We start from the raw sequence: 26,293 nt of genomic DNA, 5'->3' as shown, positions 1-26,293 counted from the left end.
TTGCATCGGGTTATCTAGGATTGGGCTAAAATTAAAAAGTTGCTAACCGTTCAGGTAGGTTAGCATTTTATAAAAATGATTTGATAAAACTTTTGCTGTATTTGTATCAAAGTTGTCTACGTGCATGTTTAAAAGCAGTTCTTAAACCTTCTTCTAAAGTTGGGTGGTAAAATGGCTTTTGTAAGATATCATCAATCGTGACATTTTCTGCAATCATCCATGCCAATAAATGTGCCATATGTTCGGCTGATTCAACAAAGAGTTCAGCACCGAGTAGCTTTCTAGAATTTTTATCAATATAAACCTCTATTGCTCCTTTATTCTTACCTAAAACCAAAGCACGACCTTGTTTTTCATAAGATGCGTAACCAGTGATGAACTCAATGCCTAATTTAGATAAGTTTGAATAATTAGATCCAATAATTGCCATTTCTGGATTAGAAAATACAATACCCAAAGGGGTAAGTTGTTTCAGGTTTGATACTTTAGGAAAATTTAGACAACTGGAAATAACTAATTTCCCTTCATTCGCTGCCTCATGTTGTAAAGGCGTTTGGGTAAAAGCATCACCGATGATAAATATTGGTAGGTCCAAAAGTTGTTTAGTTTCATTATCTAAAGGTAGTTTTTTTAGGTCGGAAAAAGATGAGTTGATATTCTCTAAATTTAATGTTTTTAAATGACTTTGGCGACCAGTAGCGGCTAGAACATAATCAACATAAATATGTTTGGATTCAGCATTTTCAATAAAATTCAGTTTTATACTATTCTGAGTAGATTCAACAGACGTAGGTAATATTTCGAACTTGATGTTCAAGTCTTTGCTGAGTTCAACTTGTGCAATTTGTTGTAGTCTAGGACTGCTGAGAACACCGACCTTTTTACTTCTTGCAAACACTGTGGTTTCCACACCTAATCGCTGCATAGCTTGGGCTAATTCAATGGCAATTACACCACTGCCAATCACTGCGATTGATTTTGGTAAAGTTTCTAATTCAAAGATTTCATCAGAAGTTATTAATTTATTTCCAAGTTTTTCTTTCCATACTGCTTCGTAATTTGGAGTAGAACCTACAGCAATAATAAAGGATTTGGAGGAATATAATTGCCCATTAACCTCAATCGTGTGTTTATTGATAAACTTTGCTCGACCATTAATTTTATGTTTTGGATTCCAACTATCGACATCTTTTAATGTTGCTCGTGTAAAACGATCACGTAATTCTCTAACATGTTGCATCACATGAGAGGTATCTAGTTCAGATTTAATGTTTAAGCCGACCTCATTAGCATGTTCAATATCGTACATTCTGTTGGCTGTAGAAATAAGGACTTTACTTGGCATGCAACCAACGCGTGCACAAGTTGTATCCCATGGGCCGTCATTGATGATTAAAATATTTGATGTGTATTTGATTGCCTCTTTGTAGGCACTAATCCCTGCAGTTCCTGCACCGATAATAATAATGTCGTACATTGAGGGCTCCAAGTTAAGTTTAACTTAATATAGTGAAAATTGATTATCAAACAAATATTTATATAGAAATTTTTTGTAAGAACAAATTTAATCATATATTTTTCGGATTAAAATTAAGTAATAGATTGCATATTTTTGTAGTTTTCAGTACATTTCCTGTAAAAGCCATAAAAGTGTTTTTTAGGGTAATACATATACTAAATACAATGGATGCAATCATGACATATTTTAAAAAATTAGGGGCACAGGTTACAGTTCTCGCTTCTTCTATAGCTTTAGTTGCCTGTGGTGGAGGCGGTGGCGGTTATTATGATGATCAAAATAGCAATAATAACAATAATACTGGAGGTAATGGTTCAACAACTGATACCAAGACGGTTGTTGAAAGTTTAAACCTTAGTTTACAAGATGCAAATGCCAAACCTATTGAAATTGCAAGTGATAATTCTAAAGTCTTAATTGCTGTTCAAGCGCTCAATAGTGATAAAGGTGGAGTTGCAGCAAAACTTGTTAATTTGTCGATTGCAGACAGTGATAAATTGGGTGTCACCAGTAAAACATCTCAAGTCACGACTGGTGATGATGGTTTTGCTGTATTTGAAGTGAATATTCCAACACTTAATGCAGATTCAGGCAAAGTTCAACTGACTGTAAATGTAGATGGCACAACGATCAAACAGGTTTATACGCTAAATATTAAAAAGACAAGTACCATTCAAAGTGAATATAACCTTAAAGTTCAACAAGGTACTGTTCTTAATTTGCCAAAAGGTTCTGTTAATATTACAGCACAAGTTACAGATAAAAATGGTGGTGTAAAATCTAATCAAACTGTTTCTTTAGCTTTACCAGCTGAGATGCAAGGTAAATTCTCAATTGCAAATGGCTCAAGTTTGATAACTGATAGTTCAGGAAATGCAACATTTACGATTACCGCAAGTTCTGATCTTACTGCTGCAGATATTTCAGCACTTGTTGCAACTTCAATGAATTTGGATTTTAAACTGGTTGATGAGTTTAAAGCTGAAAGCCAAGCTAAAGCCTCCATTACATTTAAAGATATTTCTCAGATCGTACAAAAATTAGAAATTGTGACGGAAGATGCACCAATTGTTGCGCAAGGTGGTACGACGAAAGTTACTGTCGTTGCAAAAAATAGCAATGGCGATCTTTTACCAAATAAGAAAGTGAAATTATCTTTTACAGATAATAGTGCCGTATATGGTGTTAGTATTAATGCCCAAGAAGTGACCACAGATGCGAATGGTTATGCTGTATTTACCCTTAAATCTGCATCATCATATCCAGTTGCATTATCTCAACAAGGGGTAAATCTTAAAGCAACATTTGTTGATGCTGTGGATATTTTTGCAACGACTACTGTCAAAGTTACGACTGCTGATACGAGTGCTGCTAATCAGCAAGCTCTACAGCGTCTTGAAATTGCTTCCTCATATAAAGTAAATGCAAAAAATGATTCTGTTACAATCACTGTAAAAGGGATCAATAATAAAGGTGAAGCGGCGACTCAAGGTAAAGTTAAATTGAGTTTAAATGCTGAAGCAAGTTCGAATGGTGTAACCTTCGATGGAAGTGCTGAGCAAGAGTTTAAGACAGGTTATGTTACTTATACGCTCAAAACGAATGCAATGACTTCTGCTGCTATTGATGCTTTAGTGAAAGCTGGAATTACTGCAACATTTACTACAGATAATAATGTAACAAACAGTATTAAAATTACTGTAGAGGATGAAGCTAAATCTGAAGAAGCATTAAGCTATTTAGCAATTGATCCAATCAATTCAGCATTTGATTATACAAAAGATCAAACTATTGCTATTAAAGTAAAAGCAACAGGTGTTAAAGGTAGTGCCTTAAAAGGTGAAACTGTAAATCTTGCCTTTGCTCAAGCATATTCAGTTCCTGAATTACAAAAATTAGGTTTAAGTTTAACCAGTTCTGCTGAAGCCCTTACTGATGCGACGGGTTATGCAACATTTACATACCAATATAAAGCGAGTGGTAGTGCTGAGCAAAAAGCACTTGTTGAAAATGGAGTTGGACTTGTTGCAAAACCTACAAGTGGTGTTGGCACAGCAAGTACAATGAATCTTAATTTTAAAGCACCAACAGCTCAAGGTGAAATTGATTTAGATTATTTAAATGTTGATATGCCTGGTAGCCTTATTTTAACTGCAAATAGCGAGAAGCCTATTGCTGTAACTGTAAGCGCTACTGGTACAGATGGTAAAATATTAGCAAATCAAAAAGTGGCTATTGGCTTAAATGATGCTGCACTGAGTAATGGTGTGAGTCTAGCAACGGCTTCATCGCTTACGACAGATGCGACTGGTAAAGTTACGTTTAATCTTAACGTGAAAGCGAGTAATGCAACTGAATTGGCTAACCTCATTGCAAATGGTATTACTGTTGCAATTAAAGGCGTACGAAAAGATGGTTCTGCTTATACAGTTACACGTAAAGTTGAAGTATCTCAGCCTGCTGTTATTATTCCAGATTTAGCTGCTTTAAACTTAAGCTATGATGTTCAAACAGTATCTGTACTTGGTGGCGAAGTTCGTGTCAAAGTTGTTGCAAAAGATGCTTCTGGTGTAATCATTCCAAATACACCTGTAGCGATTGCACTTTCAAGTTTAGCAGGATCAAGAGTTTCTCTATCTGATTCAGCTTTAACTACGAACAGTAAAGGCGAAGCAGAGTTTACTGTGAAAGTTGCGGAAGGCGCTTATGATGCAAGTTTAATCAAGAACGGTATTACTTTTGCCGTTATTGGTAACAATTTAAATAATGGAGATCGTATTCAACAAACGGGTACTATTCAAGTTGCTATTCCTAAAGATTCTGTCAATTTGCGTTTAACTGCTGATAAAAAAGAATTGGAATTTGGTAAGAGCTATCAAGTACAAGTTGCAGTAAAAGATGAACTCGGAGCAAATACTGGATATCCTGTCAATTTAACGTTAAACCAAGAAGCATATGATGCTGGTATTCGATTAAGTGCAGATTCAGTTGTAACAACTGCAAATGGTCAAGTTCCTGTGACGATTATTGTCCCAAAAGAAGTTCCAAGTGCTGCTAAACAAGCTTTACTTAATTTAGGTTCAAATGCGATTCAAATAAAAGGAGCTATTAAGAATCCTAAAGGTGAAGTACTTGAATCTACTCTAGCATTTAGTGTTTTTGATGCAGTAAATCCAAATCATTTAACGATTGGAACATCTAAGACGAATCTTAGTGTAAATGGTGACAAGGCAATTGTAACTGTCCAATTGTTAGATAGTAATGGTCTTCCAGCTAAAAATGAGAATGTAACTTTAGCTGCAAATAATGCTGCAACATTAATTATTGGTACGCCAGGTAGTGGACATCCAACAAATACAAGTGAGCCTCAAACGGTAACTACAGATTCTAATGGTAATGCCTATTTCTCTGTTGAAATAGACCCAGCGACCGTGGATGGTGATTTATTGATTGCCAGTGGTATTGAACTTACAGCAAGTAATACAAATGCAAACGGTGCGATCACGACTCAGATTTATCGTTTAAGTGCGTATAAGCCTTCACCTGTAACTCAGCCGGCACGTTATAATTTAAGAATTGAATCGAATAAGCCAACTGTAAATGTGCGTAATGATTTGGCTGATGTAACCGTAACATTGGTAGATCAAAGTGGGGGCGGTGTTGCGAATAAGTATGTAAATCTTAGTATTGATGATTTTGCTCGTAATGGTGCAATCATTGTTGGTGCATCTGGTCTTACAACAGACCAAAATGGGCAAGCTGTATTCAAAGTTAAGATTGATGAAAATGCACGTAATCCTGGATATACTGCTGCTGCCTTTGATCTAGATAACTTAAATTTAACAGCTAAATTCAGTGAAACAGGTTATGTTGATGCGCAACAAGTTTCTCGTATTGATGTTGTTCAAGCTGCTGTACAAAATCCAGTTGCATCAATCGTAATTGGTGTTAACCCTACGGAAACTGGTACATCAACAGATGGAGTCTATTACACGCGTAATCTTTCAGTCAGTGTTGTGGACTTTGATGGGAAGCCATTGGCAAATCAAAAAGTTGAAATGGATATTACGCCACGCTCTTATGAGAAAGGCAGTTATATATGGGCTTTAGCTCCTGTTATTGGCTCTGATCCAGCTGCAAAATGGGTAGGACCAGCGCAAGCATATTACGATTTAAGTAATCCAAATATTTATTTGGATAATGGCAAACCAATCAACAATAATGGAACACCTACGGATAAAACGGATGATTTCCCTGCATCTACCGTATCTAATCCTGTTGGTGTTTGTCCTGTGACCTCTTCATTTACTGCTATTTCAAATAGTGAAGTAACTAATATCCCTGTAAAAGTTCCAACCTTCTTAGGACAAGGTTCAACAGCAACTTATACGACGGATTCTGAGGGTAAATTTGACTTTGTTATTCGTTATCCGAAGATTTATGCACAATGGTTGAATATTCAAATTGGTGCATCTTCCCAAGTGGCAACCCTACCATTTAGAACGACTTATAATTTAGGTTTATCGTCTGTAACAAGTGATTATAGTACAAATGGAACATATGGTCCTAATTTAAGTAGTCCATATGGTGTAGATTTTACTACATGTCCTTAATTTATAAATAAAAAACAGCGCTTCGGCGCTGTTTTTTTATTTCACAGATGTTCCCATACTTACCCCGACTGTAGGTCTTACATTCATTGAACTACAAGCGGAAAGCAATATGCAAGACACAACAACAATACCGATAATTTTCATAATTAAACTCAACTATTAAGATTAAGAATATTTTAGAGCAGAAAAATGGATCTAAATTGTAATCAATGAAGGTTTTAAGTAATCAAATAAAAAAAGCACCCAAAAGTATGAGTGCTTTGAATATTTCTAAGTAGGCTTAATCGTCAAGTAAATCCATTTGTTTTGCGATTTGATATAAATTATTTGAGCGATTGCCTGTACGGCAGAACATCAAAACAGGTTTTGGGAGTTCATTGAAATGATTTGCAAAAGTTCTTACATCAACTTCAGTAATTTGGCCAGCAACCACAGGTTGATAAACATAATCTAAACCTGCTTCACGAGCGGCTTCTTCAATCTGAGCACTTGTAGGTTGTTCGGGGCCACCTTCCATATCTGGACGGTTATTGATCACAGATTTAAAACCCTTTTCAACCACTTGAGGAATATGTTCAGGATTAATTTGACCTGCAAAGCCTACAATTTCACTCATTTCGTCACTCCAATATGATTTAAAATCGAATATGCTATACATGATAGCATTAAGCTCATAACTGAGTTTAAATGGCATAAGATTTATAAAAGAAAATATCAATAAGACAACGCAATGGAGCGTATATGTTCGAATATACAGTTGAACCACTGTATGTCCCAATTGGACAAGAGGTCATTGCCGCAGATTTTTATCGACCTAAAAATATAAAAAAACCACCTGTAATTATTATGGCACATGGCTTTGCCGCTTTAAGACAATTTAGGTTGATTGCTTACGCTCAGAAGTTTGCACAAGCGGGTTATGCTGTTGTTTTATTTGATTATCGTTATTGGGGGGGGAGTACAGGTTTTCCTCGAGAATTGGTCTCGTTAAAGTTGCAATTAGAAGACTGGCGTACCGTGGTGAATTATGTCTCTAATCAAAAGAAAATCAATCATCGTAAAATTGTTTTATGGGGAACATCATTAAGTGGGGGGTATGTCCTTAATTTAGCTAATGAAATTAAGAATATTTATGCCATTATGGTTCAAGTCCCTTTTGTAGATGGGGCCGAAACTGCGAAACTATTTCCAATTCAACAATTGCCCAAAGCATTAAAGTTATCGAGTCAGGATTATATGGGGGCAAAAGTTGGCATGCTACCAAAGAAATTGCCAGTGGTGCATCCCTTTGATTTATGCTTCATTCCAACGCAGGACAGTTACAATGGTTATATGTCGATTGTAAACCCAGATTATTTTTGGAGTGGTGAAGTTCCTGCACGAGTATTTTTTAACCTTATGCGTTTTAGACCCATTCAAACTGTTCGAAGTATTAATATTCCAGTCTTATTTATTGCAGCCAAGAAAGACAGCTTCATTCCAATTGCATCTAGTCGTGAAACAGCGACTAATATTGCTCCTTTTGTGCAATATTATGAATGGGATATGTCTCATTTCGATATTTATCATGCTCAATGGTTGGAAAAAGCGATTTCGACCCAATTAGAATTCTTACATCAACATATTGGAGTGAGCTAGATGATTATAGTATGTCCGTCATGTGGCGCTAAAAACCGTGTTCCTGAAGATAAATTATCAGCTCAACCGAGTTGTGGGCAGTGTCATCAAAATTTAATTCCACTTGCTCCGATTGAGTTAAATGAACAGAATTTTAGTAATTTTGTGAGCAATAGTGATTTACCGATCTTAATCGATTTGTGGGCAGAATGGTGTGGGCCTTGTAAGATGATGGTGCCGCATTTTGCAGAAGTTGCAAAGACCAATCCAAATGTTGTTTTTGCTAAAATTGATACGGAAGCAAACCCTCGTTTAAGTAATGCATTTAATATTCGTAGTATTCCAACCTTGGTTTTAATGAATAAAACCACCGAAGTTGCTAGAATAAGCGGTGCATTACGTGCTAACCAATTGCAAGAATGGTTAGATCAACAATTGAATGCTCTTAAATAAATTTACGAGCTCGGAGTTATTGTGTCAGATTCTCATGTAAAACCAGAAGGTACACTGTCTTTACAAACCATTGCTATGCCAGCAGATACCAACTGGAGTGGTGATGTTTTTGGTGGTTGGATCGTTTCACAAATGGATTTGGCAGGGGCAATTCATGCAGAGCGTTTTAGTAAAGGACGCTGTGCAACCATTTCAATTAATCAGATGACTTTCTTGGTTCCTGTGAAAGTGGGTGATGTGATTAGTTGTTATACCAAGATTTTAAAAGTAGGCAATACTTCAATTCAAATGCAGATTGAAGTATGGGACAGTCATGATAGCTCGCGTGCACCAAAGCGTGTAACGGAAGGTGTTTTTACCTTTGTTGCAGTTGATGTTGCAGGCAATAAGCGTCAAATCTCTGAAGATGTAAAACAGAAGTATTTAGCTTCGCAAAGTATTTAATTCTGAATTTACACTTGATAAAAATCCCAACATTGCTTGGGATTTTTTTATGTCTGTTCCTAAATATTGGTTAAGTTTTGGTATTCTCAATTGATTCATGGGTTTTAATTAATTTACTGAAGTTTATTTTGTATTTTAAGGGATATAACAGTCGTAAATTCGCCACTAATTGGGCTAAAACGTGCAATCATGAATTATCAATACAAAAATAGGAATATTCGATAACCCATTTTTGAAAGAGGGAGACGACATGATGATCATATCGTCACTGAATTTCATGTTAGTCCAATTTTGTTTGAACTTACTTCTTTTTCAAATGTGATTTTGCAACCCATGCCCAAAGCATTTCACATTGAATCGGCTCTTGTCCTGATTCATCAGTGACTGTTACTGCAACAATAGTTTCACCTTTTTCTGCTTCTTGCATCATTTTACGTTGTTCATCGCTCAATGTCGCAACAGCGGTTAAACCACCTTTTGAAGGGCGTTTAAATTGAATATTCATGTTCTTAATCAGCACAATGCATGAATCTGGAATATTCATACCTGTGACAAAACCTGTAGCCGTTTCGGCGACAAGCGCCATTGCACAAGCATGTGCTTGACCAATGTGGTTTTGCATATTTTTGTTGTTTTCAAGTTTAACTTCTACACGGCTATGTGTAACTTCGACATAACGTAGTTTTGCAGTACCCACCATAGGTACGACACGACCAAAAGCTTTGCTGAGCAAGGTACTTTGGATCCCTTTGGGAAACTTAGACGTTGCTTTAACGATTTTAGATAAACGATTGGTCTGAGTCATATTTCAACCTATAGCAATGAAGACCTTAGTCCTTGAAGTTATTAAATTGTAAAGGCACGCCAAATTGCTGCTCTTTTAGAAAAGCCATAACTTGTTGCAAAGTATCGCGTTTTTTATCAGTTACACGAATTTTGTCGCCTTGAATAGATGATTGCACTTTGATCCCACTTTCTTTAATGGCTTTGTTAATTTTTTTTGCAGTATCAGAGTCAAGACCATCTTTAAGTTTAATGACTTGAATCACATTTTTACCAGAAGCCGTCATTTTTTGCGGATCAAGTGCTTGGATATCGACTTTACGTTTAAAGAAATGATTTTCAAGCATGCTATACACTTGTTCGCATTGGAAATCGCTTTCTGTAGAAATTTTAATTTCTTTATTTTTTTCATTAATCTCGATAGAAACATCCTGACCACGGAAGTCAAATCGAGTTGCAATTTCTTTTTGCGTGTTTTGAACAGCATGATTTACTTCAAAAATCTCTAATTCTGAAACAATATCGAACGATGGCATAGTTTAGACCTTTACAAATGGAAAGAATATCTGAGATGCTAGGGATGTTTTCTTCATTTGCCAAGTGTTGTTTACATCAAAGGAGTGCACAATGATCCGTAAACAAGAAATTACAACATTTGAGTTCCCAGAAAATGCAATTATCTGGGATGTTCGTGATGCAAAAGCCTATGCCGAAGGCCATGTTAAAGGTGCTGTGAATCAGCCCATTGATAGCTTGGATGCAGTAAGCTTAACTCAAGTGAATTCGGATCAGCCCATTTACATCTTATGTGGTGGTGGCAGTAAAGCACCTCGTGCTGCTGAAAAACTTGAGGGTTTTGATAGCTCCCGTGATTATGTTGTTTTAATGGGGGGTACTCGTGCTGCACGTGATGCAGGAATACCATTAGAGCAAGAGTCGTAAAAAGGCGCCGAAAGGCGCTTTTTTATTCAATAAAACTTTTTATTTAGCAATTATTCTTCAATTCAATAAGTGGAAGTCAGCAGATTGCATCACTTAGTTGCTTATTGTTTGGACGGTTGATAATACGGCTTTTTCTGTTTTACTTTCTTTTGAAAGCGTTTTGGGCTTAGTTTGTTGAGTAAATTTTGTGGAATTGGACAAGCTTCATTTAAAACCAAAGCTGTTAAAATTTCACTACAGAGTGGCGCAAATAAAAAACCTTTAGAACCTAAACCTGAAAAAGTATAGATTTCCTTTTCATCATCTATTTTTCCAAGCAATGGAAAGTAATCTAAAGTTTGAGCACGAACAGAAGCTCGACCTTGCCATTCCTCGACGGGTACTAAAGATTTTGCGTAGTTGGGAAAGACACTGTGGATAAGATTGTAGTTATGCACATGATCTTCGATTGATACATTATGATCATCACGGTTTGGATAAAAAGATGCACCTAGAATTAAGTGTTGTGCATCTAATTGCATACAGTATCCACCATAACTATAAGCAGATTCAGTATTTAAAGCATGATCTTGGTTATTTACCCAACTGACTTGTCCACGAATGGGTTTTAATACAGGAAAGTTTTCAAAAAACTGTTTACTTTGTTTGGCACAACAAATCATCACATGATCAAAATGTCCAAGATGGTTGTGTTGAGTATCGATCAGGTCTAAGCGTTGATGAGTAAGTTGTTGAATATTTTTAATTCCAGCCTGTTTAAAGGTGATGAGCGGATGTTCTAAGATCTGATCTCTCAATAAATATGGGTAAATTGAACCTGCTTGAGTCAGTTGTAAACTTTCAAAAGTTGTTTCGACTTCCAATTGATTAGCTGTTTGTGCTTTGAGTAAACCATGCGGATATTGCTGCGCAAGTTGTAATAACTCATCTTCATTCTTCAGTGCCAATTGATTGACGGCAATTGGTCGAAAGGCTTTAAAATTTTGATAATGATTGAGTGCATGTTGCCATGCCAAAGTCATTAAATGTTCAGCGCTTTGTTCAATTGGACTCAATTTTGGATTTAATAAAGCCAGAGGATTTCCCGATGCCCCCGCCAATGGCGCTGATTGCTCATAAATCGTGACTTGATGACCACGTTGAGCAAACGCCCATGCACAGCTTAAACCTGCAATTCCAGCGCCTACAATCGCAATTTGACGTTGTTGCAAATGGCTTGATTTGTTTACTTCAGCCTTTTTTTGAATTGAGGCTGTAGAGTGACCTAAATCTTGATTGCAAGGATCATGTTCATGTTGTTCAGGGGCATTCCAAATGGCTTTTAACATTTCACGTTTATGCCCAAAACCTCGTGGACGTGAAATAGAAATACCATGCTGTTTTAAGCCACGTTTTAATACACCTGCAACACTAAAAGATGCAAAAGTTGTTGCATAATCAGAAAGACGAACAATGTGATTTAAAACATTTTCTTCCCACATATCAGGATTGCAAGAAGGCGCAAAGCCATCTAAGAACCATGCATTGACTGTATGGGTTTTGGGAATGACAGGAAAGATATCGTGTGCATCACCTAACCACAGATCAATCGAAAAACGCTCTTTAGGAAAGCTTAAACGATGACAACCTGGGATAGGTAACGGATATTGCTCAATCAGTTGCTCTGCCAATGGTTTTAGTTCAGTCCAAACATTTAAAGCTCGAATCAGGTCATTTTTACTTAAAGGGAATTTTTCAACACTTATTGCGTGCAAATGGCTGTGATTATTTGGGCGAACATGTTGCCAGAGTTGCCAAAGAGCCAGAATATTTAAACCTGTACCGAAGCCTGTTTCACCTACGCTGAAATATTCAAAGTCTTGTAAATTGGTCAAGCGAGTAGCTAGGTCATTACCATTTAAAAAAACATGGCGAGTTTCAAGTAAGCCGTTGTCTTTAGAAAAATAAACATCGCCAAATTGTTTGGAAATAGGAACTTCAATTCCATCAATACTTTGCCAATCTAAATCGGCTGTTTGAATGGCTGTTGACAATGCTATGAATCCTAAATATAGAAATGAATAGAAAATAGAGTATGAAACAAGAAGTAAAACGTCAGCGGCTTACCACTGACGACGACGTTTGGTGTAAACATAACTGGCGATTAAAAAGCCTAAAAGTACGCCAACGGCAATGGTTGCTGCACCATATAAAAACATTTGTGCACTTTGTTCACTTTGTAAAACTTGAACCTGAACGCCTAAATTATCATTTTTTAATTGTAGTTCTTGGTTTTGTGATAATGCTTCAAGATTGGCTTTTTCAAGCTGTTGTAAACGAGTGGCTTGGTCTTTGACCAAAGCTTTGACTTTGGCTTCTTGAGAGGCCTTTTCTTTGGCAATTTGTTCCGCAGTCAAAGGCTTATTTTCTTGTACTAAAGCTTGTGACTGAGTATTTGAATTTGCTCCTGCAACTGCGGGGATGATACTTGGCTTAGGCGGTACAACAGGTTGATTCGCCTGAGAGTTAGGCGTTGCGGTCGTTGCTTGTGTTGTTACAGCAGTCGTTTGAGTAGGTTCAGCAGAGACAATGGGTAAAAGTACCGATGAACTAAGTAAAGTAAAGCCAAGTAAGCTTTGGACTACAACGCGCATCTTGTTATCCTTTAGGCAGTGCTTTATTGAATGGTTTAACGTCAATATGACCATAGATCCCCTCTTTTAAGAAAGGTTCTTCTTGTAACCATTCGTCCAAAGCTTCACGGCTTTCAAAGTCAAGAATCAAGGTACTTCCATAAAAGCCAGCTTGTGGGTTTTCACGATCTTTTGGCATTGCACCTGCAACAATGACACGTCCTTCAGCATCAAGTTTTTCTAAACGTGCTAAATGTTGTGGACGAACTGCAAGACGTTTTTCTACTGTACCTTCATTGTCGGTACACGTAATTAAAAATAAAGGCATTTCACTTCTCTAATCAGCTAAACACATTATTCGTCGGTCGACTTAAAGTGTTTACGCAAAATAATAAACTGGATAATGATAAAGGAAAACATCACGATCATGTCACCAAATGCGGTGAATTCGCCCCAATATTTTCCACCAGCAAATAAAAAGGCAAAGAAAACATGTAAGCAGGCCATCACAATAAACATGGCAGCCCAAGCAAAGTTGAGGTTTTTCCAACCTTTTTCTGTTAAATCGAGTACAGGGCCAAATAATCGTTGAATAAGTGGTTTTTTATCTTTTCCAAAATAAGGCGAAAGAAGAAATGCACCTGCAAAGGCTAAATTCAAGATTGCAGCTTTAAGTCGAATATAGAAGTCATCACTCAACATCAATGTGATGCCACCAAAGATTACGGTCATAAATAAAACAAACCATTGTTGTTTATCTAAACGAAATTTTTGGAAGACAAATAATGCACCGTAAACAACTAACATTGAAATAATCAGTCCAGTTGTTGCGACTAAAATATTATTGTTGTTGACGCCACCTGCCGATCCGATCAATTGTAATAGTGGATGATCAGTATTTTTAGGATCGACCGTTTTATACAAATAAAAGAAAATTATGAGGGGCACAAAGTCTAAGAGTGCTTTCATGTTAAAGTATCTAGTCTGTTCAAGTGAATGGGATAGTATAAAAGATGCAAGGCGTAGATTTACATACTCACAGTAATATTTCTGATGGAACTATGACTCCAGAGTTATTGGTGCAGGCTGCGCTTGAAAAAGGCATCCATACGCTTGCATTGACGGACCACGATAGCATGGATGGCTTAATACGAGCTGAACAAGTTGCAAAAAATCAACCAATTCAAATTATTTCAGGCGTAGAAATTTCCAGTCAGTGGTCGAGACCTTTAACCAAGAAGAGTTATGGCGTGCATATTGTGGCACTCAATATGCAAAATCAACAACCATTACAACAACTTTTGGCTGAGCAAAAAAAAATTCGGGCAGAACGTGCAAAACAGATTTGTGACTTACTGATCCCTCTAATTCATCAGGATATTTATGCAGATGTTGTGGCAAAAGTGGAGGGTGAACCTGATCGTATTACCCGAACCCATATTGCCAAAACTTTAGTTGAAAAAGGGGTTGTACAACGTCCACAGCAAGCTTTTGATAAATATATCAAAGAGGGTAAAAAAGCTTATGTGAAATTTGATGGTTTAGGCTTAGCAGAAACCATTCAAGTGATCCATGACAGTCAAGGTTTTGCTGTATTAGCACATCCGACACGTTATGACTTATCTGCGACCAATATTCGCTATTTGATTGAATTATTTGCGCAACATGGTGGTGATGCAATTGAACTGCCGCCTGCAATTGAGCCTGCATCAACTCGTCAGATGGTTGATCGTATGATTGAACAAAATGGCTTTAAAGTGTCTGTGGGGAGTGATTTTCACGGTGATAATATGCCTTGGATTAAACTAGGCAATATTCCACGGGTAAAAGAAGGGCAAGTGGGGATTTGGGAAAGTTTTGTTATTTAGCCGATATCATGCATTTGAAACAATATGCATGATTTAAACGTTTAAAAGAATAAATCATTCAGAGTTTTATATGTAATGTTTATATTTAGGGCTAAGCCGACTGTGTCTTGCGCTACGGTTAAAGTAGTATTTTAACCGAGCTCAGGCTCGACCTGAGAGGTACTATTCGCAAGGCTTTCGGGAAAATGAAAAGCGAAGCTTTGTAAGAAAACCACCTTGCGGAGTTTTGCTTCTCACCGCTGAACTCGTTAAATACCATCTACTTACCAGATTTATCGCAAAAACAGTATATTGCATATCTTGCGGAATATATTCCTCATGTCTTAAACAATAGCGGATGATGTTTTCGTGTATCAATTAAGCATTATCAAGTAAGCATTATCAAGCAAATTAAAAAATTATTAGACTCTCACTAAGTAGCATCAGTTATTTAATCTTTCCTTTTATATTTTCTTATCCATCCTCTTTCCCGAATGGATAGAAGAGGGTAGAAAACTTACTCATTCTCATCAAAGTAGATTGTGATCCTGAGCTTGAATCGGAGGTGGGGTCGGTTTTCCTAAGGTTCCCAATAGTTCAATTTCGATCATGCGTACCATTGAATCTAAAGGTAAATCATTGCTTTGTGTACCAAAGGGTTCTTCAATCTCAGTGCTTAATGCATCAAGTCCAAGAAATGTATAAGCCAAAATACCAACCAGTAATGGTGTTGCCAGACCCAATAAAGAACCTAAGCTAAACGGCAGCATAAAACAGAAAAAATACACAGTACGATTCAATAAAACTGAATAAGCAAAAGGTAAGGGGGTTGTTGCGATTCGATCACAGCCCGTTTGAACCAAACTTAACTCGTTTACATGTTCATTGAGCTGCGTGTAAATAATATCGGAAATCTCACCCTCTTTAAGGGCTTGCATAAGTTCCCATTGAATCAAACTCAGCGTGTACTGCGGTGCATTGGCTTGCTGATATAACTGCGTGAGCGCTTGTTGGCTCATGCCACTGGTTTCGATCAAAGCATCAGGCGTGGCAGTTTGATGGCGTAAACGGTCTCTTAAAACATTTGCATAAACAATCACATGCTGGATAATCCGTTCACGGCGACCTCGCGGGAATATACGACAATCACGGTCAAAATGACGAGCATTGGCAATCAGCATGCCCCATAACTTACGAGCTTCCCACCAACGATCATAACAGGCTGTATTTTTAAAACCCAAGAAGATTGAAAGCACGACACCAATTAAGGTAAACCCCACTAAGGGAAGTTCAGGAAAGCGATAGATATCGGTATATTCAATTCCACCAACAATGGCAGAAATGAGCATAACAACACCTAAAGGAGGCAGAACTTTAGGTAAAATTGTGCCTCGCCATGAAAATAATAGTTTAAATGTGTCGTTTTGCTCGCGGACAATCATGCTTTAGAGTCTATAATTTTTTAGTGATCTTCACTGCTTCATTCAAACTTGTCAATAACAATTGCAGGGAAAGTTTTGGATTTGATCAAGCCGTGCTCTGCAAAGGAATAACTTTGTTCGGATGCAATAATGATATGATCCAATAATTCTATTTCAAGCAATTGACAGGCTGTTAATATCTCTTGAGTTAGGTTGTAATCTTCACGTGAAGGTTTTGCTAAACCTTTGGGGTGATTATGGGCAATCACAATATTGGTTGCATGCTTTTGAATGGCATATCGCAATAATTGGTTGATCGAAATATTGCAATAGTTGACTGAGCCAAAAAATAGTTTTTTAAAACTTAATTTGCGTAATTGACTGTCTAAACATAGGACGGCAAAGACTTCTTGGGTTTCGCCGACTAATTCATATCTCAAATAATCTCGAATTAAATCTGAACGGCTCAGGTCTAAACCTTGATGAAGGTGATGTTTTAAATAGCGCCGTCCTAATTCTTTGACTGCCATAAGTTGGGAATATTTGGTATCCCCAATACCGTGAAATTGTCTTAAATCCTCCAAAGAGGCATCGAAAACGGTATTTAAATTGCCAAAGTGTTGAATCAGTAGTCGAGCTAATTCTACTGCTGAATGTTGTCTGGAGCCTGATCTTAAAAAGATCGCCAGCAACTCTGCATCAGATAAACTTTCTGCACCTTGTAAAAGTAGGCGTTCACGAGGGCGCTCTTGTTCAGGCCATTGTTTAATTGAATGATGTGTGCTTAAGGCATCAGGCATTTTTGGAGTGGAATGATTCATTCTTTTCTCATTTATAATTTATTTTACTTTTGATTTTTCTCCTTCGAATGACTTGGGAGATGTGCTATTTAATGATATTGTGAGCGCCACTGCAATAGAAAGGTGGCCTGATCGTGAGTTTCGATCTCAGTGTATTTTCTAATAAAAATATTATTCTTGCTGTGACAGGCGGTATTGCTGCTTATAAAAGTGCAATCCTGGTCCGTCGTCTAAAAGATTATGGTTTTAATGTCCGTGTGGTGATGACCAAAGGTGCGCAAGCATTTATCACCCCTTTAACATTTCAGGCTTTGTCAGGAAATTCTGTACATACCGAATTATTAGACCCTGAAGCAGAAGCTGGAATGGGGCATATTGAATTGGCACGTTGGGCAGACTTAATTCTTGTTGCACCTGCAAGTTGTGACACGATTGCCAAGTTTGCAGCAGGTTTAGCGGATGATTTACTCAGCACATTATATCTAGCAACAAAAGCCCCTGTATGGGTTGCACCTGCGATGAACCAACAAATGTGGGCTGCCAAAGCTACTCAGCGTAATTTGAATACATTGGTTGAAGATGGTGTGCATGTGATCATGCCTGAAGCGGGTTCGCAGGCGTGTGGTGATGTGGGTTTAGGGCGTATGCCTGAACCTGAAGATTTGGCTGATCAAGTCAAAAATTATTTTCATCAAGCACAGCGAGCGATTGCTGAAAAATTTGGTTTGCTAGCAGGTAAACGAGTGGTGATTACAGCAGGACCGACACGTGAAGCGATTGATCCTGTACGTTATATTTCAAACCATAGTACGGGTAAAATGGGGTTCGCGATTGCTGCGGCTTGCTATAGTGCAGGCGCAAAAGTCACATTATTGGCTGGGCCAGTCAGCTTGGATACGCCGAATGGTGTACGCCGTATCAATGTATCATCTGCGATAAAAATGTTGGATGAAAGTATGCATCAGCTTGAAGAAGGCTGTGATATTTTCATTGCTACAGCAGCAGTGGCTGATTATCGTGTAGCGGAAGTTTCAGAACATAAAATTAAAAAAGCAGGGGATGAGCTGAATGTTTCATTGGTTAAAAACCCAGATATCGTAGCCACGATTGCACAACAAGAGAAGCGTCCATTCATGGTTGGATTCGCTGCCGAAACCCGTAATGTTGAAGAATATGCAGCTGGAAAATTAGTTGCGAAAAAGTTGGATATGATTGCATGTAATGATGTTTCTCGTGCAGATATTGGCTTTGCATCGGATCAAAATGCGATGACGGTTTTCTTTGCTGAACAATATCAAATGCAAAAACGTGACTTAGAAAAAGCTTCTAAACAAGAAATTGCACAACAGTTGGTTGAAGCAATTCATGATGCTTTACACCATGAAATTGAAACTGTTTGAAGCTAATCTTCAGTAATCAAAATGCAACGAATTCGTTGCATTTTTTATTTGCTATTCTGGAGTGTTTTAAACTATGTTTAACATTGAAAATGGACAATAAACCGTAATCTACAATAGCCACAGTTTTAAAGGATGATCACGATGATCAAAAAAACTTTAGCCACAATGATGTTAGTTTCTGCTTTCACAGTGAGTTCAATGAGTTTTGCAGCAGACTTAGAACAAAACATGAAAACACTCGCTAAAAATTATAAAGCATTCAATCAAACGACAAATGTAGCAGAAGCCAATAAAGCTTTGGACAATATGCGAGTTGCGGCAACAGATGCCAAAAAAGTGAAGTTAAAAGGTCGTGGTGATGCAAGTGCACCGACTTCGACACAGTTATATGATCAACTGATTGCACAAATTGATAAAACACAAGCTTTGGTAAAAGGTGGTCATTTAGACCATGCCAAAATGGAAGGCAAAAAACTGGCTGAGATTCGTGATCAAGGACATAAGATTTATCATTAATTAACTCATCAATAAGCCGAAATAATCAAAACCGTTAGTATTCAGTACTAGCGGTTTTTTTAGCTTCACTTTTAAGAATAATAAAGGTATTTAAACTGAGCATGATTTGGATTTTCTCTGTCACTGTCTATTGCTAAAGTCATATGAGTAGAAGGAGGGAAATGTGTGATGCAACAGCATAAACAATTTGAACGTATCGCTCAGGCAATTGAGTACATTCAGCAAAATTTTAAAGATCAGCCTCATTTAGATGAAGTCGCTGCACATGTTCATTTAAGCTCTGCACATTTCCAACGCCTATTTACGGAATGGGCTGGAACCAGTCCGAAGAAATTTTTGCAATATATCAGTTTGGAACACGCCAAAAGTATGCTCAAACACGATCAAAGTATCTTGGATGCAACCTTTGAAACAGGATTGTCCAGTACCAGTCGTTTGCATGATTTATTTATTCAAATTGAAGGGATGACACCTGCTGAGTATAAACATGGTGGGGAAAATTTAACGATCAATTATCAATATGTTGAAACAATTTTTGGTGAAGCGGTGATTGCCTCAACAACAAAGGGCATCTGTTTTATGGCTTTTATTGAAAATAGAATGGAGGCTTATAAAACATTGATCGAGCAATTTCCCAACGCTAAATTTATTGAGCAGTCAGATGACTTGCAACAAAATGCTTTAAACATCTTCTCAGCAAAACCTTTGGATTTACCGCAAATTAAATTGCATTTAAAAGGGACTGATTTTCAACTCAAAGTTTGGGAATGTTTACTCAAGATTCCTATGGGAAAACTTTCAAATTATGGTGAAATTGCAAAATATATAGAGACACCTAAAGCATCAAGAGCTGTAGGAACAGCGATTGGCAATAATCCAGTTGCATTTTTGATCCCATGCCATCGTGTGATTCAATCTACGGGAGTTTTGGGTGAATATCACTGGGGCAAAACGCGGAAAATGGCCATGATTGGTTGGGAAGCAGGGCATTGTTATGAATAAATCTGAACAAAAATCACAGCAGATACATTTCGATTTAGTGCATCCACCAATCCATGCAAATACCAATCTGTTAGCTCAAGATGGTACAGTGAATTATTACGGTAAAATTTTTGATGAAGCATTGTCTAACCATTATCTAGAACGATTATTGGCGACTATTGCATGGCAATATGATCAAGCGATTATTTTTGGCAAAACCATTACAACGAAAAGAAAAGTGGCTTGGTATGGCGATCAAGCATTTGAGTATACCTATTCAAATACGCAAAAATATGCACTCGCTTGGACAGCGGAATTATTAGAACTGAAAGCGATTGTTGAACAGAAAACTGGTGAAAGTTTTAATTCATGTCTACTCAATCTTTATCATACGGGTGCGGAAGGTATGGCGTGGCACAGTGATGGAGAAAAAGATTTAAAGAAGAATGGCGCCATTGCTTCATTGAGCTTTGGTGCAGTACGTAAGTTTTCATTTAAACATAAGCAAACTCAAGAAAAAGTTGAGATTTTCTTAGAGAATGGCAGTTTATTGGTGATGAAAGACACAACACAAACACATTGGTTACATCGTTTAGCGCCAACCAAGAAAGTAGTGACAGCACGTGTTAATCTGACCTTTAGAACGATTGTTGAGTAAAGTCATAAAAGATACATTCACGATTCACGATTCACGATTCACGATTCACGATTCACGATTCACGATTCACGATTCACGATTCACGATTCACGATTCACGATTGGATTCTGATATTGATTGCAAGGCTTAATGTACTTCATCAGAAATAAAAAAGACCGCTTTATGCGGTCTTTTTAAACTTAAAATTTGATTGAAAATCAGAATTAAGCTTGACCTTCTGCAGCAGCGGCTTGAGCGCGCTCCATATTTGCTTCGAACTCTGCATCAAAATTGATTGGAGTAAGCAATAATTGTGGGAAGCTACCTTTAGTCACAAGTTCATTTACCGCTTCACGTAAGAACGGGAATAAAATATTTGGGCAATATGCACCTAAAATATAAGGAAGGCGATCTTCTTCGATACCATCGACCAAGAAAATACCTGCTTGAGTTACATCAACGATAAAGGCTGTATCGCCTGCATTATTCGCTTGAACAACAACTTTTAAAGAAACTTCGAAATGTGTGTCATCAATCTTTTCAGCAGCAGATGACAAGTTGATATTTAACTCAGGTTGCCATTCTTTAGTAAAAACTTGTGCCCCAGGTACTTCAAAAGATAAATCTTTAGCGTAAATACGTTCTAAAGCAAGTTGTGGTTGAGTTTGTTGTTCTTCACTCATTATTTATTCCTTCAATTTTTCGTGTGTTAACCAAGTAATTCATCGAGTTTGCCTGCTTTTTCTAATGCATAAAGCTGGTCAAAACCGCCAATAAACTGATCATTGATAAAAATTTGTGGCACGGTGCGGTGACGGGTTTTTTGCATCAGCTCAACCTTCACTTCAGGTGCTTCTTCATCTAGATTGATTTCAGTAAAAGCAACACCTTTACGCTCAAGTAGAGATTTAGCACGTACGCAATATGGGCAGAAAGTTGTTGAATAAACTTTTACTTCAGCGGTCATGTTGAACTCCTTTCGCTTATTTCTTAGCTTTAACTAATGGCAAGCCTTGAGCTTTCCAATTGCTAATACCACCATCAAGACGATAACTATCTGCATGACCGACCTGTTGTAATGCTGAACCTGCAACTTGACCTAAGTTACAGATAAACACGATTGGACGATCCGCAGCTTTTAACTCTTCAATATGACTTGAAATTTGGCTATATGGAATATTGCGACTGCCACTGATATGTCCTTCACGGAAATCTTTAGCATCACGCAAATCAACCAACATTGCATTTTTAGCTTTCACTAAAATACCAAGTGATTGTGGTGAAATTTTACGACCGTTGCGTTGCCCTTCAAAAATAAAGAACAAAACAACAAGAACCCCTAAAATACCAAACAAAAAGGGGTGATTCCCCATAAACTCTAACCAACGTTCCACAAGTCACCTAATTACAATCAAAAATTGTGTCGAGTATAGCCTATATATATGGTGATCAAAATCACCGCTTCAAGGTTAGATCTAAAGAAATTTAACTTTTTTGTTGCGCGTCAGTGATTTCTTCAATTAAACGCAAATAACTATCCAGTCGTCTGGCTAAAACATCACCGTTTTCGACAGCGGTTTTAAGCGCACATTGCTTTTCATGGGTATGGGTGCAATTTCGATACTGACAATGCCCCAAAAAATTTGCAATGTCAGGAAATCCTGCATCAATTTTCTCTAAATCTAAATGCCAAAGCCCAAACTCTCGAATCCCTGGAGAATCGATCAACGCAGCATTTTCACCAAAACCAATTAAACGTGTGGAGGTTGTTGTATGTTGTCCTAATGCGGAGTTTTCAGAAATGATATTGGTTTTCTGTGCTGCATCGGGAACGATAATATTGATCAGTGAACTTTTACCCACACCTGATTGACCGACAAAGGCAACAGTTTCATTGTCTAAGCGTTGTGCCAATTTACTCAGATCACCCGAGGTTTGTGTAATTAATACTTCATAACCTAAGTTTTGATATTCGTTCAGCAAATCTAAGATAGGGTCATTTTCTTTGAGTAAATCCGATTTATTCAGAACCAATAAAACAGGAATATCTGCATCTGCACAAGCCACTAAATAACGGTCAATCAAAGTCGGTGCAGGTTCTGGTAAGGGGGCGAAAACAATCACAATCAGGCTAATATTGGCAGCCACGGGTTTGACTTTATGGTAGCGATCAGGTCGGGTTAAAAGAGAGGTCCGTGGGTGAATCGCTGTGATAATGCCTAAACCTGTATTTGGATCAGCTTGCCATTTAACTTTATCCCCAGTGACCAATAATTCTAAATTGGTTCGCGTATGGCAACGCCATATACTGCCAACTTCAATCGGTTTCCAAAAAGGTTCAGGTTCGCCCGTTTTGACTTGTGGTTTTTCAGGATGCGGATTTGGTGCAGAGAGCGCTTGTACTTCGAGTTGTCGTCCATAATGTTGAACAACAAGACCTTCAAGATCGTTAGATGTGTCGATTTCTTCTTGACGTGTTTGATGTTGTTTCTGAATGCGGCGTTGCTGCTGTTCAGTTAAACGACGTTTACGAATTAAAGCCATTCATATCCTAAAAAACCATGCAAATTGAAAGGCAAAAATAACATGATGGGCGAATGAATTACAGCGAAGATGATAGAAATTTGCTACTATTGTTATTTTCTAACCGAATAAGATTGCATTATATGAGCAGCACCGCTGATACTCGCCTGATTTGGATTGACCTTGAAATGACAGGTCTAGATACAGATAACGATAAGATTATTGAGATTGCAACGATTGTAACCGATGATCACTTGAATATCTTAGCGGAAGGCCCTGTGTTGGCAGTGCATCAGTCTGATTTAATTTTAAATGCAATGGATGAGTGGAACACCAAACAACATGGTCAATCTGGTTTGATTGAACGTGTACGCCGTAGCAAACTTACAGCGCAAGATGCTGAACAGCAAACGCTAGAATTCTTGAAAAAATGGGTAAATCCTAAAACATCACCGATGTGCGGTAACTCAATCTGTCAAGACCGTCGTTTTATGCATCGTTTAATGCCTGAGCTTGAACAATTTTTCCATTATCGTAATTTAGATGTTTCATCTGTGAAAGAGTTAGCAAAGCGCTGGCGCCCTGAAATTATGAGCGGTTTAAAGAAAAATGCATCGCATTTGGCGATGGATGATATTCGTGATTCGATTGCTGAACTTAAATATTATCGTCAGTACTTCTTTATTACTAATCAAGATTAATTTTAGATGCTTTGAGCAGCTGTGCTGCTCATCCCTCATTTGAAAAAGGTGAGGGGCATAGCGACAGCGACTAAGGGTAAGAGTTTAAAAGGCCTTATTCACAGGCTGGTATTAGGTTAAATAAGACTCTTTTTTAACCACTTTTTATTTTGAGTTTTTCAGCTATACTCAGGCAGATGACCTTTAACGATGCGTTACAAAAAATAGCAAGCAACGCCAATTGTTTGCAGATAAAACGTTCTAATATCCTTTTATATTTGAATTATTACAAAGAGATTGACTATGCAAAGTAATAACCCAATTTTAACGCGTGCGGAAACGTATGCAGATTATGCTGAACCAATGACCGTACAAGGTGCAATCCAAAAATCAGTTTTGTTAACTGTGATTGCAGCTGTACTGGGCTTAGGGATTTTTTTATATAGTTTTAGTACCTTGAATATTGGTATTGCTTATGCCGCTGCAATGGTCGGGGCAATTGGTGGTCTCATTCTTGCGTTAATTACCACATTTAAGCCAAATACAGCACGTGTTTTAGCAATTCCTTATGCATTCTTTGAAGGTGCATTTTTAGGTGGTGTATCGGTTATTTTTCAAATGAAATTTCCTGGTGTGCCATTACAAGCGCTTTTGGCAACATTTGTAACGACTTTGGTAATGTTCGGTTTATATCGCTTTCAAATTATCCGTGCGACTGAGAAATTTAAGTCAGTGGTGATGTCTGCAACCATTGCGATTGCATTGGTATTTGTTGTGCAATTTGTTATGCGTTTAGCCTTTGGTTCAAGTATTCCATTTATTTTTGAAAGCAACTGGTTAGGTCTTGGTTTTGCTGCATTTGTTGCTGTGATTGCTTCGTTGAATTTGATTCTTGATTTCGATTTGATTGAATCTGCTGCTGCACAACGTGCACCTAAAGCTTTTGAATGGTTATGTGGGATTGCATTATTGGCAACTTTGGTTTGGATGTATTATTCATTCATGCGTTTATTTAGCTTACTTCAAGGCGATGATTAATTTGATTTAATTCATTCCTATATAGGCTGTACCCAAAAATCACGCTCATTGGCGTGATTTTTTATTATTTCGTAAACTTTCAAAAAAAGATGCATTATGCAATTTTGTTCTGTGCAAAGTCTTGGCATTATGCATGCAAACATTATCAAGTGAGAATTTCATGGCACAAGGACTATTGGCAGGTAAGCGCTTTTTAATTGCGGGCGTTGCGAGTAAATTATCCATTGCATTTGGTATTGCTCAGGCATTACACCGTGAAGGTGCAGAACTTGCATTTACTTATCCAAATGAAAAATTAAAAAAGCGTGTTGATGAGTTCGCCGAGCAGTTTGGTTCACAATTGGTATTCCCTTGTGATGTTGCAAATGATGCTGACATTGACAATGCTTTTGCTGAATTGGCAAAACATTGGGACGGTTTAGATGGTGTGGTTCACTCTATCGGTTTTGCACCTGCACATACCCTAGATGGTGACTTTACTGATGTGACTGACCGTGAAGGTTTTAAAGTTGCTCATGACATTAGCGCATATAGTTTTGTAGCAATGGCACGTGCTGCAAAACCGTTATTGATTGCACGTCAAGGCTGTTTATTGACTTTGACTTATCAAGGCTCTGAAACTGTAATGCCAAACTATAATGTTATGGGTATGGCAAAAGCATCCTTAGAAGCTGGGGTACGTTACTTGGCTTCAAGTCTTGGTGCTGAAGGGATCCGTGTAAATGCAATTTCAGCAGGACCAATCCGTACTTTGGCTGCTTCTGGAATCAAATCATTCCGTAAAATGTTGGATGCCAATGAAAAGATTGCACCACTTAAACGTAATGTGACCATTGAAGATGTAGGAAATGCCGCATTATTCTTATGTTCGCCGTGGGCAAATGGTATTACTGGTGAAATTCTTTATGTTGATGCAGGTTTCAATACGGTTGGTATGAGCCAATCGATGATGGATGGTGAATAATACATTCAAACCTCAATGATGGATAAACAGAAAATCGGCAAGTATTTGCCGATTTTTTATTGTTTAGGTGAGTTAAAATATTTATAGACTTTTACTAAAAAAATTGCTTTAATAACGGCATTCTGAAAATAAATAAAGCACAAAAATATGATGTCTCAAAATATCTATTCAGCCCTCGAACGCATAGGACTCAACGCGCAAAACCGTGCCATACACCTACAACTCAGTAACCAAAGCCTAAGCCAAAAAATCTATCTACAGCACATCGAAGGCACACATCATCTCAATACAGGCATACAACTACAACTCATCTGCCTATCAACCGATGACCAAATCCCTTTAAAACAATTCATTGCTAGTCAAGCCGCTATTGACATCGTCACAGATCGCTTAGAACTGACCCGTATCTCAGGCATTGTGACCCAAGCCGAAATCGGTGCAAGTGATGGCGCACTCACCATCTATCGCCTCACGGTTGAAGACCCAACCGCACTATGCAAACC

28 protein-coding genes are annotated in these 26,293 nt (G+C 37.7%); 14 read left to right on the top strand and 14 right to left on the bottom strand.

The genetic code is table 11. The annotated features are described in order from the left end of the window. Positions 1–106: 106 nt before the first annotated feature. Entirely contained in the window at positions 107–1,477 is a 1,371-nt protein-coding gene (locus D7V20_RS15205; protein ID WP_120384978.1) for a dihydrolipoyl dehydrogenase, read from the bottom strand. A 218-nt stretch (positions 1,478–1,695) separates the two neighbouring features. Here D7V20_RS15205 and D7V20_RS15200 point away from each other — a divergent pair, with 218 nt between their 5' ends. Next, entirely contained in the window at positions 1,696–6,132 is a 4,437-nt protein-coding gene (locus tag D7V20_RS15200; RefSeq protein ID WP_120384977.1) for a hypothetical protein, read from the top strand. A 280-nt stretch (positions 6,133–6,412) separates the two neighbouring features. Here the strand turns inward: D7V20_RS15200 and D7V20_RS15195 are convergent, their stop codons facing one another. Beyond that, positions 6,413–6,748, bottom strand: coding sequence for a TIGR01244 family sulfur transferase (locus tag D7V20_RS15195; RefSeq protein ID WP_120384976.1), 336 nt, complete (start codon positions 6,746–6,748; stop codon positions 6,413–6,415). A gap of 125 nt (positions 6,749–6,873) precedes the next feature. Between D7V20_RS15195 and D7V20_RS15190 the strand changes: the two genes are divergently transcribed. The 3 genes from D7V20_RS15190 (at position 6,874) to D7V20_RS15180 (ending at position 8,646) form a co-directional block, all read left to right on the top strand. Further along, positions 6,874–7,770, top strand: coding sequence for an alpha/beta hydrolase (locus tag D7V20_RS15190; protein ID WP_120384975.1), 897 nt, complete (start codon positions 6,874–6,876; stop codon positions 7,768–7,770). Continuing rightward, positions 7,771–8,202: a thioredoxin TrxC gene (gene trxC, locus D7V20_RS15185; protein ID WP_120384974.1), complete on the top strand. Its 432-nt coding sequence runs from the start codon at positions 7,771–7,773 to the stop codon at positions 8,200–8,202. Positions 8,203–8,277: 75 nt separating this feature from the next. Beyond that, positions 8,278–8,646, top strand: a complete 369-nt coding sequence (locus D7V20_RS15180; RefSeq protein WP_407923974.1) for an acyl-CoA thioesterase — start codon at positions 8,278–8,280, stop codon at positions 8,644–8,646. Between the two features lie 301 nt (positions 8,647–8,947). On the opposite strand, the gene D7V20_RS15175 is transcribed toward D7V20_RS15180, so the two are convergent. Together D7V20_RS15175 and D7V20_RS15170 are read right to left on the bottom strand one after the other, a co-directional pair. Further along, positions 8,948–9,451 (bottom strand): DUF4442 domain-containing protein, encoded by a 504-nt coding sequence (locus D7V20_RS15175; protein WP_120384972.1) that lies wholly within the window; start codon positions 9,449–9,451, stop codon positions 8,948–8,950. A 25-nt stretch (positions 9,452–9,476) separates the two neighbouring features. Then, entirely contained in the window at positions 9,477–9,965 is a 489-nt protein-coding gene (locus D7V20_RS15170) for a YajQ family cyclic di-GMP-binding protein (RefSeq protein ID WP_120384971.1), read from the bottom strand. Between the two features lie 91 nt (positions 9,966–10,056). On the opposite strand from D7V20_RS15170, the gene D7V20_RS15165 reads away from it, so the two are divergent. Then, on the top strand, positions 10,057–10,371 hold the full coding sequence (locus tag D7V20_RS15165; RefSeq protein ID WP_120384970.1) for a rhodanese-like domain-containing protein: 315 nt from the start codon (positions 10,057–10,059) through the stop codon (positions 10,369–10,371). 101 nt (positions 10,372–10,472) lie between these two features. On the opposite strand, the gene mnmC is transcribed toward D7V20_RS15165, so the two are convergent. From mnmC to D7V20_RS15145, 4 genes are all read right to left on the bottom strand, one after another. After that, positions 10,473–12,404, bottom strand: coding sequence for an FAD-dependent 5-carboxymethylaminomethyl-2-thiouridine(34) oxidoreductase MnmC (mnmC, locus tag D7V20_RS15160; protein WP_120384969.1), 1,932 nt, complete (start codon positions 12,402–12,404; stop codon positions 10,473–10,475). 69 nt (positions 12,405–12,473) lie between these two features. Next, positions 12,474–13,004: a hypothetical protein gene (locus D7V20_RS15155; RefSeq protein WP_120384968.1), complete on the bottom strand. Its 531-nt coding sequence runs from the start codon at positions 13,002–13,004 to the stop codon at positions 12,474–12,476. Between the two features lie 4 nt (positions 13,005–13,008). After that, positions 13,009–13,311: a YciI family protein gene (locus D7V20_RS15150; protein ID WP_120384967.1), complete on the bottom strand. Its 303-nt coding sequence runs from the start codon at positions 13,309–13,311 to the stop codon at positions 13,009–13,011. A 26-nt stretch (positions 13,312–13,337) separates the two neighbouring features. Further along, positions 13,338–13,952: a septation protein IspZ gene (locus D7V20_RS15145; RefSeq protein WP_120384966.1), complete on the bottom strand. Its 615-nt coding sequence runs from the start codon at positions 13,950–13,952 to the stop codon at positions 13,338–13,340. Positions 13,953–13,996: 44 nt separating this feature from the next. On the opposite strand from D7V20_RS15145, the gene D7V20_RS15140 reads away from it, so the two are divergent. After that, positions 13,997–14,851 (top strand): PHP domain-containing protein, encoded by an 855-nt coding sequence (locus D7V20_RS15140; RefSeq protein ID WP_120384965.1) that lies wholly within the window; start codon positions 13,997–13,999, stop codon positions 14,849–14,851. A 509-nt stretch (positions 14,852–15,360) separates the two neighbouring features. Here D7V20_RS15140 and D7V20_RS15135 read toward each other — a convergent pair. Continuing rightward, complete coding sequence (locus tag D7V20_RS15135) at positions 15,361–16,272, bottom strand: bestrophin family protein (protein WP_120384964.1); 912 nt, start codon at positions 16,270–16,272, stop codon at positions 15,361–15,363. Positions 16,273–16,310: 38 nt separating this feature from the next. Then, positions 16,311–17,072 (bottom strand): RadC family protein, encoded by a 762-nt coding sequence (gene radC, locus D7V20_RS15130; protein ID WP_407923973.1) that lies wholly within the window; start codon positions 17,070–17,072, stop codon positions 16,311–16,313. Positions 17,073–17,185: 113 nt separating this feature from the next. On the opposite strand from radC, the gene coaBC reads away from it, so the two are divergent. From coaBC to D7V20_RS15110, 4 genes are all read left to right on the top strand, one after another. Beyond that, positions 17,186–18,451 (top strand): bifunctional phosphopantothenoylcysteine decarboxylase/phosphopantothenate--cysteine ligase CoaBC, encoded by a 1,266-nt coding sequence (gene coaBC, locus D7V20_RS15125; protein ID WP_120384963.1) that lies wholly within the window; start codon positions 17,186–17,188, stop codon positions 18,449–18,451. Positions 18,452–18,592: 141 nt separating this feature from the next. Further along, positions 18,593–18,967: a cytochrome b562 gene (locus D7V20_RS15120; protein ID WP_120384962.1), complete on the top strand. Its 375-nt coding sequence runs from the start codon at positions 18,593–18,595 to the stop codon at positions 18,965–18,967. 168 nt (positions 18,968–19,135) lie between these two features. Continuing rightward, positions 19,136–19,969 carry a methylated-DNA--[protein]-cysteine S-methyltransferase gene (locus D7V20_RS15115; protein ID WP_120384961.1) on the top strand — a complete coding sequence of 278 codons (834 nt, stop codon included), beginning with the start codon at positions 19,136–19,138 and terminating at the stop codon, positions 19,967–19,969. Next, entirely contained in the window at positions 19,962–20,606 is a 645-nt protein-coding gene (locus D7V20_RS15110; protein WP_120384960.1) for an alpha-ketoglutarate-dependent dioxygenase AlkB family protein, read from the top strand. The genes D7V20_RS15115 and D7V20_RS15110 overlap by 8 nt, the downstream gene beginning before the upstream one ends. 203 nt (positions 20,607–20,809) lie before the next feature. Here D7V20_RS15110 and secB read toward each other — a convergent pair whose 3' ends face one another. The 4 genes from secB to rsgA form a co-directional block, all read right to left on the bottom strand. Then, positions 20,810–21,268 (bottom strand): protein-export chaperone SecB, encoded by a 459-nt coding sequence (secB, locus tag D7V20_RS15105; RefSeq protein WP_120384959.1) that lies wholly within the window; start codon positions 21,266–21,268, stop codon positions 20,810–20,812. A 26-nt stretch (positions 21,269–21,294) separates the two neighbouring features. Beyond that, positions 21,295–21,552 carry a glutaredoxin 3 gene (grxC, locus tag D7V20_RS15100; RefSeq protein ID WP_120384958.1) on the bottom strand — a complete coding sequence of 86 codons (258 nt, stop codon included), beginning with the start codon at positions 21,550–21,552 and terminating at the stop codon, positions 21,295–21,297. 16 nt (positions 21,553–21,568) lie between these two features. Further along, positions 21,569–21,979 carry a rhodanese-like domain-containing protein gene (locus D7V20_RS15095; RefSeq protein WP_120384957.1) on the bottom strand — a complete coding sequence of 137 codons (411 nt, stop codon included), beginning with the start codon at positions 21,977–21,979 and terminating at the stop codon, positions 21,569–21,571. A 91-nt stretch (positions 21,980–22,070) separates the two neighbouring features. Continuing rightward, the gene (gene rsgA / locus D7V20_RS15090) at positions 22,071–23,129 is read right to left on the bottom strand and encodes a ribosome small subunit-dependent GTPase A (RefSeq protein ID WP_120384956.1); all 1,059 of its coding nucleotides are present in this window, start codon (positions 23,127–23,129) and stop codon (positions 22,071–22,073) included. A gap of 122 nt (positions 23,130–23,251) precedes the next feature. Here rsgA and orn point away from each other — a divergent pair, with 122 nt between their 5' ends. The 4 genes from orn to D7V20_RS15070 form a co-directional block, all read left to right on the top strand. Beyond that, positions 23,252–23,809 carry an oligoribonuclease gene (gene orn, locus D7V20_RS15085; RefSeq protein WP_089605647.1) on the top strand — a complete coding sequence of 186 codons (558 nt, stop codon included), beginning with the start codon at positions 23,252–23,254 and terminating at the stop codon, positions 23,807–23,809. A 282-nt stretch (positions 23,810–24,091) separates the two neighbouring features. Further along, positions 24,092–24,826, top strand: a complete 735-nt coding sequence (locus D7V20_RS15080; RefSeq protein WP_120384955.1) for a Bax inhibitor-1/YccA family protein — start codon at positions 24,092–24,094, stop codon at positions 24,824–24,826. 160 nt (positions 24,827–24,986) lie between these two features. Then, positions 24,987–25,790: an enoyl-ACP reductase FabI gene (locus tag D7V20_RS15075; protein WP_120384979.1), complete on the top strand. Its 804-nt coding sequence runs from the start codon at positions 24,987–24,989 to the stop codon at positions 25,788–25,790. Positions 25,791–25,940: 150 nt separating this feature from the next. Next, a partial coding sequence (locus D7V20_RS15070) for a contractile injection system protein, VgrG/Pvc8 family (protein ID WP_268877896.1) occupies positions 25,941–26,293 on the top strand: 353 nt, incomplete at its 3' end.

The organism is Acinetobacter rongchengensis, assembly GCF_003611475.1.
GTDB lineage: Bacteria > Pseudomonadota > Gammaproteobacteria > Pseudomonadales > Moraxellaceae > Acinetobacter > Acinetobacter rongchengensis.
Note: the sequence above shows the minus strand (reverse complement) of the source record. Positions and strands in the feature narration are given on the sequence as shown.